The organism is Frankia sp. AiPs1 (genome assembly GCF_023716945.1).
Lineage (GTDB): Bacteria > Actinomycetota > Actinomycetes > Frankiales > Frankiaceae > Frankia.
On record NZ_JAMQQF010000203.1, the window covers coordinates 1 to 9,736 of the forward strand.

A 9,736-nucleotide genomic window follows, 5' to 3' on the forward strand; every position below is an offset into this window, starting at 1 on the left:
GGCCCGGCCCGGCCCCGCGGTGCCGATCCGCACCACAGCGGTGTCCCTTCGTGATGGTCGTGCCGACATGGCGATGGAGGCGCCGGCAGGCTCGGGCGGGCCGCTAGGCTGCCGGGTAAAGCCCCGTCCATCCGGCCGATCCCCGTGGCGAGCGCACCCGGCGCGCCGGCGTGCCGTCCGCCCGTGCCGGGGTGATCGGCCCCGCTTCGACCGGCGTGCCCAGCGCGCGGGAGGGTCCGACGTGTCAAACTCCTTCGTCCACCTGCACGTTCACACCGAGTACTCGATGTTGGACGGGGCGGCTCGGCTGAAGGACATGTTCAGCGAGGTGTCACGCCAGCAGATGCCGGCGGTCGCGATCACCGACCACGGCTACATGTACGGGGCGTACGACTTCCACAAGCAGGCCACCGCCGCGGGCGTGAAGCCGATCATCGGCTGCGAGGCGTACGTCGCCCCGGAGTCGCGGCTGCTCAAGCAGCGGGTGCGCTGGGGCGAGCCGCACCAGAAGAGCGACGACGTCTCCGGCGGCGGCTCCTACACCCACATGACGATGTGGGCGCGCAACGCCGACGGGCTGAAGAACCTGTTCAGGCTGAACTCACGGGCGTCGATCGAGGGTCACTACATCAAGTGGCCGCGGATGGACCAGGAGATCATCGCCGAGCACGCCGACGGGCTGATGGCGACGACCGGCTGCCCGTCGGGCATCGTGCAGACCCGGCTGCGCCTGGGCCAGTACGACGCCGCCCTGCAGGCCGCCGCCACCTACCAGGAGATCTTCGGCAAGGAGAACTTCTTCTGCGAGATCATGGACCACGGGCTCGACATCGAGCGGCGGGTCCGTGACGGCCTGGTCGACATCGCCCGCGCGCTGGACATGCGGTTCGTCGTCACCAACGACTCGCATTACACCTACGAGTCCGAGCGCGACGCCCACGCCGCGCTGCTGTGCGTGCAGACGGCCTCGACGGTGGCCAACCCGTCGTTCCAGTTCGAGGGCTCGGGCTACTTCCTCAAGAGCGCCGAGGAGATGTACGGGATCGACTCCTCGGACGTCTGGCAGGAGGGTTGCGAGACCACGCTGATGATCGCCGAGCGGGTCGACCCGGCCGGCATGTTCGCCAAGCACAACCTGATGCCCCGCTTCCCGGTGCCCGACGGCGAGACCGAGGAGAGCTGGTTTCGCGCCGAGACCTGGGCGGGGATGGACCGGCGCTTCCCCGACGGCTTCGACGACGAACACCGCGAGCGGGTCGAGTACGAGACGCGGGTCATCCTGCAGATGGGGTTCCCGTCGTACTTCCTCGTCGTCGCGGACTTCATCATGTGGGCGAAGGCCCAGGGCATCCCGGTCGGGCCGGGCCGCGGCAGCGCCGCCGGGTCGATGGTCGCCTTCGCGCTCGGCATCACCGACCTCGACCCGATCCCCCACTCGCTGCTGTTCGAGCGCTTCCTCAATCCCGAGCGCGTGTCCATGCCCGACATCGACATCGACTTCGACGAACGTCGTCGCGGCGACGTGATCCGGTACGTGACCGAGCGGTGGGGCGACGACCGCATCGCCCAGATCGTCACCTTCGGCACCATCAAGGCCAAGGCCGCCATCAAGGACTCCTCGCGGGTGCTCGGCTACCCGTACGCCGTCGGCGACCGGATCACCAAGGCGATGCCGCCGGCCGTGATGGGCAAGGACATCCCGCTCGGTGGCATCTTCGACCCGAAGCACCCGCGCTTCAGCGAGGCCGGGGAGATCCGCGGGATGTACGAGTCCGACGCGGACGTCAAGAAGGTCATCGAGACGGCGAAGGGCCTGGAGGGGCTGATCCGCCAGGCCGGGGTGCACGCGGCCGGCGTCATCATGTCCGCCGAACCGATCATCGACCACATCCCGGTGTGGCGCCGCGACGCCGACGGCGCGATCATCACCCAGTTCGACTACCCGACGTGCGAGACCCTCGGCCTGCTCAAGATGGACTTCCTGGGCCTGCGCAACCTCACCGTCATGGACGACGCGGTGCGCAACGTCGAGGCCAACCGCGGCGTCCGCATCGACCTGCTCGGACTCACCCTCGACGACTCCGCCGCCTACGAGCTGCTCAGCCGCGGCGACACCCTGGGGGTGTTCCAGCTCGACGGCGGCCCGATGCGCTCGCTGCTGCGGATGATGCGCCCGGACAACTTCGAGGACATCTCCGCCGTCATCGCCCTCTACCGGCCGGGGCCGATGGGCGCGAACTCGCACATCAACTACGCGCTGCGCAAGAACGGCCAGCAGGACCGGACGCCGATCCACCCGGAGCTGTCCGGGCCGCTCGCCGACATCCTGGACACCACCTACGGCCTGATCGTGTACCAGGAGCAGGTCATGGCGATCGCGCAGAAGGTCGCCGGCTACTCCCTCGGCGGCGCCGACCTGCTGCGCCGGGCGATGGGCAAGAAGAAGAAGGAGATCCTCGACAAGGAGTTCGTCCCGTTCTCGGAGGGGATGAAGGCGAACGGGTACTCCGAGGCGGCGATCAAGACGCTGTGGGACATCCTCGTCCCGTTCTCCGACTACGCGTTCAACAAGGCGCACACCGCCGGCTACGGGCTGGTCTCCTACTGGACGGCGTTCCTCAAGGCGAACTACCCGGCCGAGTACATGGCCGCGCTGCTGACGTCGGTGCGCGACGACAAGGACAAGAGCGCGATCTACCTCAACGAGTGCCGCCGGATGGGCATCCGGGTGCTCCCGCCGGACGTCAACAGCTCCAACGCCGACTACACCGCGCACGGCGACGCCGAGATCCGGGTGGGCCTGGCCGCCATCCGCAACGTCGGGATCAACGTCGTCGAGTCGATCGTCCGCACCCGCAGGTCGAAGACCCGCTTCGTCTCCTTCCCGGACTTCCTCGACAAGGTCGACGCGGTGGTCTGCAACAAGCGCACCATCGAGTCGCTGATCAAGGCCGGCGCGTTCGACGCCCTCGGGCACACCCGCCGCGGCCTGGTGGAACGGCACGAGCAGGCCGTCGACGCGGTGATGGGCGTGAAGAAGAAGAACGCCGAGGGCCAGTTCGACCTGTTCGCCCTCGACGCCGACGACGACCCGGCCACCGCGCCCGTCTTCGGCGTGCAGGAGTTCTCCGACCAGGAGTGGGACAAGGCGGTCAAGCTGTCCCACGAGCGGGAGATGCTCGGGCTCTACGTCTCCGACCATCCGCTGCGGGAGGTCGAGCACATCCTGACCGCGCGGGCGGACTGCAGCATCGCCGCGCTGACCGGCGGGGAGTACGCCGACGGGTCCACCGTGACCATCGCCGGGATCATCTCCAGCCTGCAGCGCAAGGTGACCAAGCAGGGCAAGCTGTGGGCGCTGACCACCGTCGAGGACCTCGCGGGCGGGCTGGAGGTGATGTTCTTCCCGCAGACCTACGAGGTGTGCTCCACCCAGCTCGCCGAGGACGCCGTCGTCATCGTCCGGGGTCGCCTGGACAAGCGGGAGGACACCCCGCGCCTGATCGCCGCCGAGCTGACCGTGCCGGACCTCAGCGAGGCGGCGCTCAGCCCCCCGGTGGTGATCACCATGTCCGTGGCCCGGGTGAACCCGCCGACGGTGGAACGGCTGCGCGAGGTCCTCGGCACCCACCCGGGGACGACCGAGGTGCACCTGCGGCTGCAGACCCCCGGCCAGGTCACCCTGCTGCGCCTCGACGACGCCTACAAGGTCCAGCGCACCCCCGCGCTGATGGGCGATCTCAAGGCCCTGCTCGGCGCCGCCGCGGTCGCCTGAGCCCGGCTGCTCCCGGCCCCCTCTCGGCCCCTCCCCACCCACCGCCACCTGCAGTTTTCTCTACGTCAACCGGCCGAAATATTCCCGCCGTCGGGGGTACGGCCATGCGACACCGGACACCGTTCGCACACGGCGTTTCTGGGGGACGATGGAAGCCAGGTAACCAGGTGCGACCGCGCCCCAGGGGGGCTGGGCCGGCCACGGGCCATCCGCCGCTCGACCGGGCCACCGGCATGCGCGGAGGTCCTTGGCCGGGCGGGTGCCGACCGGGCAGTCTCCGGCGACGTCCCAGCCGACGGGACCGCGCACACGACCCGGAGGATGCGCCTTGACGATCAGTCGAGAACTGGAGGAGCACGAGCCCGCCGCCCAGCCGCCCTATGTTCCGGACCCACGGTGGTCGCCGGAGCTGGCGCGGGCGACCCGCACCCTGCTCGAGACCTTCATCGGGACCGCGCCGCCGGTGCGGATCGTCCTGTGGGACGGCTCCGCGCTCGGCCCGGACACTCCCACCCAGGTCGTGGTGCGCTCGCCGGAGGCGATGCGCCGCGCCCTGTTCCGCCCCGGCGAGCTGGGTTTCGCCCGCGCCTACGTCGCCGGCGATCTCGACGTCGAGGGCGACATCTTCGCCGCCCTGGAGCTGCGCAACCACCTGTCCGCCATCCCCCATCGCCCCACGCCCGCCACGGCCCCCGCCCTGCTGACCCTGCTGGGCGGGCTCGGCGCCCGCCCGCCCGCCCCGCCGCCGGAAGAGGCCCGGCTGCACGGGCGCCGCCACAGCCGACACCGCGACGCCGCGGCGATCTCGCATCACTACGACGTGTCCAACGCCTTCTACCGGCTGCTGCTCGGCCCGACGATGACCTACTCGTGCGGGGTGTGGGAGTCGCCGGCCAGCGGGCTCGACGCCGCCCAGACCGCCAAGCACGAGCTGGTCTGCCGCAAGCTCGGGCTGCGCCCCGGCGAGCGGCTGCTCGACGTCGGCTGTGGGTGGGGCAGCATGCTCATCCACGCCGCCCGCCACCACGGTGTCCGCGGTGTCGGGGTGACGATCTCGGTGGAGCAGGCCGCCGAGGCCCGCCGGCGGATCGCCGAGGCCGGGCTCACCGACGCCATCGAGATCCGCCTGCAGGACTACCGGGAGATCCCCGACGGCCCGTTCGACGCGATCAGCTCGGTCGGCATGGTCGAGCACGTCGGGCGGGCGATGCTGCCGACGTACTTCGCCAGCCTCTACCGGCTGCTACGCCCCGGCGGCCGGCTGCTCAACCACGGCATCTCCTCCCCCGGCGACCCGGCCGGGGCGTACCGGTACCAGCCCCACCTTGGCCCCATCCCGCTGCCGAAGGGCCGCGACTTCCTGCGCCGCTACGTCTTCCCGGACGGGGAGCTGCACGAGATCGGCCTGATGACCACCCTGACGCAGGCCGCTGGCTTCGAGGTCCGTCACGTCGAGAACCTGCGCGAGCACTACGCCCTGACCCTGCGGGCCTGGGTTCGGGCGCTGGAGGAGAACTGGGACGCCGCCGTCGGCCAGGTCGGCGCTGGGCGGGCCCGGGTGTGGCGGCTGTACATGGCCGGCTCCGCGCTCAGCTTCGAGACCGGCCAGACCCAGATCCACCAGACCCTGGCCGTGCGCCCCGACGCCGGCCGTTCCGGCCAGCCCCTGCGCCCCCGCTACGACTCCCCTGCCCCCCTGCCCACCCAGCCCACCACCGGCTGACCCCACCCCGCCGGGGCCGTCACCTGGACCACCGGGTGAGGCCCCGACCTGGGGTTGTGGCACCCGGGCCGGGGGCGACTCGCCGTTGGGCGGCGGGTCCGGGGTCGTCCGCCAGGGCGTTGAGGACGGCGACGACCGTCGTACCGGGCGGGAAGGCGTCGGCTGCGGCGAGGGCGACCAGGGCGTAGAGCAGCTTCGCCTCGTAGACCGGTTCCAGGGCCAGGCCGTGGCGGTCACGGAAGTCGGCGATGAAGCGGACCAGTTCCGGGGTCGACCTCGCATAGCCGCCGAAGTGGAAGTCGAAGGCCATGGTCCAGTTGCCGGAGTTCACGCCGAACGCGGCGCGCTGGAGGGCGTCGACCTCGGCGGCGAGGAACCCGGCGCCCCGCAGCACCGGGACGCCAAGGGCACGCTGGCCCGGTCCGAGGCCCGCGGCGATGCCGGCGAGGGTGCCGCCGGTGCCGCACGAGCAGCAGATCACGTCGAAGGGGCGATCGATCTCGGCGGGCAGCCCAGCGCAACCGCGGACGCCGAGCGGGTTGCTGCCGCCCTCGGGCAGCAGGTGGAACTCGCCGAACTCGGCGCCCAGCCGCTCGACGACGGCGGCCGACGTCTTCGCCCGGTACGAGGTCCGGTCAAGGTAGGTCAGCCGCATCCCGGCGTCGGCGGCGAAGCGCAACGTCGGGTTGAGTGGCAGGTGCTCCTCGCCGCGGATCACCCCGACCGTCCGGAAGCCGAACAGCCCGCCGGCCGCCGCCACCGCCCGGATGTGGTTCGAGTACGCGCCGCCGAAGGTCAGCAGCGTGTCGTGCCCGAGCCGGCGGGCCTCGTCCAGGTTGCCCCGCAGCTTGCGCCACTTGTTGCCGGGAATGGCCGGATGGATCAGGTCGTCCCGCTTGAGCAGCAGGCGGATCCCCCGCTCCGCCAGCCGGCCGTCCGCGAGCTCCTCGATCGGGGAGGGCAGCCTCGGTAACAGTTCGGCCGGCCGGGCGTCCAGCCGGGCGTCCATCGTGACCTCGTCTTGCGACGATGGCGGCATCCGCCCGGTCAGTCCCGTACCCGCCGCCGAACCGCCCCTCGCCCGCTCGGCACTCACCTCGCCCTCCTTCCTTGCCCTTCGGGGGGGACGAAACGGACAGGAAACCCCCCTCAACGGCAAGGTAGCCGAGCTCGCCTCGGTGCCGCGGCGCGACCGCGCCGCATCAGTGCAGCGTGGGGAAGGTGCGGTCGGCCTTCTCGCCGGTCTCCAGCAGGTCCACGGCGGGGCCGACGATGAGCGAGTCCGGCGTGCCGACGACGTCGGCGTCCTTGCCGGCGTAGGGCAGTTCGTGCAGGACGTGGCGCATGGCCTCCAGCCGGGCCCGCTTCTTGTCGTTGCTCTTCACCACCGTCCACGGCGCCTCCGACGTGTCGGTGTAGAAGAACATCGCCTCCTTGGCGTCGGTGTAGTCGTCCCAGCGGTCGAGGGCGGCGAGATCGATGGGGCTGAGCTTCCACTGCCGCACCGGGTCGATCTGGCGGACGATGAACCGGGTCTGCTGCTCGCGGCGCGACACCGAGAACCACAGCTTGATCACTCTGATGCCGCTGCGGGTCCACATCCGTTCCAGCTCCGGGGCCTGGCGCAGGAACTCGCGGTAGTCCTCCGGGGAGCAGAACCCCATGACCCGCTCGACGCCGGCCCGGTTGTACCAGGACCGGTCGAACATGACGATCTCGCCGGCGGCGGGCAGATGCTCGACGTAGCGCTGGAAGTACCAGGACTGCTGCTCGCGCGGCGACGGCTTCTCCAGGGCGACGACCCGGGCGCCGCGCGGGTTGAGGTGCTCGGTGAACCGCTTGATCGTGCCGCCCTTGCCCGCGGCGTCACGCCCCTCGAAGACCAGGACGATGCGCTGCCCGGTCTCCTTCACCCAGTACTGCATCTTCAACAGCTCGATCTGCAACAGCCGCTTGTCCCGCTCGTAGTCGGCCCGTTCCAGCCGGGTGTCGTACGGGTAGTTCTCCCGCCAGGTGTCGACGGGGGTGCCGTCGGGCCGCAGCAACGTCGCCTCGTCGTCGTCCTCGTCGAGAACCCGCAGGCCGACGAGGCTCTCCGCCTGGGCTCCCACCTTCTCGGCGAGACCGGCCGCGCCGAGCCAGCCGCCGTGACCGTCGGCGAGGCCGCGCACGAGCGGCTCCACCCGTCCGGCGGCACCCTTGGGGATCACCCGTTCGACCTGAGTCACGCTGACTTCCCTCCCGTACGGACAACGCGGCTGCACCTGGTGGCTGTTCCCACCCGACGGCCCGCCCACCGAGTCGGCACCACCCACCGAAACAGCGCCGCCCACCGAGTCGGCACCACCCACCGAAACGGCACCGCTTACCAGGGCGAATCCGCAGGGCCGGAGGCAGCCGGCCGGCCAACGGTACGGAGGCCGGCCGGCCCCCGGTTGACGCACACCCGAACACCAGGTGACGGAACAGTCCGCATCCGACACATCCGGCGAATCGGTCGCCTACCGAGCGCCATCTCGACCCGAACGATCGCACCGCGGTCCAGGCGATGTGTCAGCGGCGGATGCACGGGCAAGCGCCTACCTGTCTCTTCGATAGGGTTCGGCGCCCGATTTATCCCTACGGAAGAGACAGCGGACGCCGTTCCCATGCACACACCGCGGGGCGCGTCGCCCGGCAGGCGCGGGGTCAGTTCGGCAGGCGGGGGGTCAGTTCGGCAGGCGGAAGGACAGGTTGGCGGCGGGGACCGCGGTGTCGAGCTGGGCGCGCTGCAGGCGGCCGGAGTAGTCCCAGCTCAGCGACTGCCAGCGGGTGACCTGGTCGAGCATCCAGATCCCGGACTGGCGGCTGCCGTTGCCGGAGCGGCCGTTGCCACCGAAGGGCAGGTGCGCCTCGGCGCCGGTCGTCGAACCGTTGACACTGACCATTCCGGCGCGCACCCCGCGGCGGAACCGTAGCGCGCTCGCTGCATCCGCGGTGTAGATCGACGACGACAGGCCGTAGCCGGGCAGGTTCGCCAGCTCGATTGCCTCGTCGAGGTCGCGGTAGGTGGTGACGCCGACGATCGGACCGAAGGTCTCCTCGCGGAACAGCTCGTCGTCGGGGCGTACGCCGTCGACGATCAGTGGATGGTAGTAGAGCCCACGGTCCGGGTCGCCGACGAAGCCGCGCCGCGGGCCGTTGCGGGGCAGGCCGCCAGCTCCGGGCGGTTCCGCGGAACCGCCGGCTCCGCCGATTCCGCCGGCTCCGCTGACTCGGCCGGTCTCGCCGGTCCTACCGGCCCCGCCGGTCCTACCGGTCCCGCCGGTCTCGCCGGCTCCGGTGATGCGGCCGAGCGCGGTGGAGCCCGACAGGCGGTGATGGTCGCGCAGGAGGGTGAGGTGACGCTCGAAACCGGCGGCGAAGCGGGCGTCGAGCAGCGGTCCGTAGAGCACGTCGCCGGTGGGGTCGCCGATGACCGCGGCGGACACGGCAGCGTCGAGGCGGCGGACGAACGCGGCGTGTACCGACTCGTGCACGATCGCCGTGCCGAGCGAGGTGCAGCGCTGCCCGGCGGTGCCGAAGCCACCGAACACGGCGGCCTCGACGGCGGCATCGAGGTCGGCGTCGGGCGCGACCACCATGGGGTTCTTGCCGCCGAGCTCCAGGCACGGCGACTGCAGATGCCGCCCGCACAGGGCGCCGATGTACCGGCCGACCTCGGTGGACCCGGTGAAGCCGACCTTGTCCACGGCCCCGGCGGCCAAGGCCCGTTCCAGCCCCAGTGACGTCGCCCGGCCGTCGGCGGGGACGAGGTTCACCGCGCCCGCGGGCACCCCGGCGGCGGTCAGCAGGTCCAGCATCGCCTGCGCGCAGGCGGCGGCGTACTCGGCCGGCTTCCACACCACCGTGTTCCCGGCCAGCAGCGCCGGCACGAGGTACCAGGACGGGACGGCCACCGGGAAGTTCCCGGCGGTGATCACCATCATCACCCCGAGGGGCTCCCGGAAGGTGAACAGCTGGCGGTCCGGCATCTCGGACGGCACCGTCTGCCCGTAGAGCCGCCGGCCCTCCCCGCGGAAGAACTCGCAGGTGTCGATGATCTCCTGGACCTCGCCGCGGGCCTCGGCGGCGGGCTTGCCGACCTCGCGGGTCACCAGCCGGGCGAGGGCGTCGGCGTTGTCCGCGACGAGCCGGCCGAAGCTGCCGATCACCGACCCGCGCACGGGGGCCGGCACCGCGGCCCACTCGCGCGCTGC

General features: G+C 71.4%; 5 protein-coding genes. 2 read left to right on the forward strand and 3 right to left on the reverse strand.

The window, feature by feature from the left end:
- The first annotated feature begins 241 nt into the window (after positions 1-241).
- Together dnaE and ND748_RS17645 are read left to right on the forward strand one after the other, a co-directional pair.
- Positions 242-3,775, forward strand: a complete 3,534-nt coding sequence (gene dnaE, locus ND748_RS17640) for a DNA polymerase III subunit alpha (protein WP_251746897.1) — start codon at positions 242-244, stop codon at positions 3,773-3,775.
- A 328-nt stretch (positions 3,776-4,103) separates the two neighbouring features.
- Entirely contained in the window at positions 4,104-5,498 is a 1,395-nt protein-coding gene (locus ND748_RS17645) for a cyclopropane-fatty-acyl-phospholipid synthase family protein (RefSeq protein ID WP_251746898.1), read from the forward strand.
- Positions 5,499-5,517: 19 nt separating this feature from the next.
- Here the strand turns inward: ND748_RS17645 and ND748_RS17650 are convergent, their stop codons facing one another.
- The 3 genes from ND748_RS17650 to ND748_RS17660 form a co-directional block, all read right to left on the reverse strand.
- Positions 5,518-6,507 carry a 1-aminocyclopropane-1-carboxylate deaminase/D-cysteine desulfhydrase gene (locus tag ND748_RS17650; RefSeq protein ID WP_374215956.1) on the reverse strand — a complete coding sequence of 330 codons (990 nt, stop codon included), beginning with the start codon at positions 6,505-6,507 and terminating at the stop codon, positions 5,518-5,520.
- Positions 6,508-6,700: 193 nt separating this feature from the next.
- Positions 6,701-7,726, reverse strand: a complete 1,026-nt coding sequence (gene ppk2, locus ND748_RS17655) for a polyphosphate kinase 2 (RefSeq protein ID WP_251746900.1) — start codon at positions 7,724-7,726, stop codon at positions 6,701-6,703.
- Positions 7,727-8,206: 480 nt separating this feature from the next.
- Positions 8,207-9,736: aldehyde dehydrogenase family protein (locus ND748_RS17660; protein WP_251746901.1), on the reverse strand; the 1,530-nt coding region annotated here is incomplete at its 5' end.

Bases quoted from the DNA above. Each gene is read 5' to 3' on its own strand.
- ND748_RS17650 (WP_374215956.1), bottom strand. From the start codon at position 6,507: ATGGACGCCCGGCTGGACGCCCGGCCGGCCGAACTGTTACCGAGGCTG.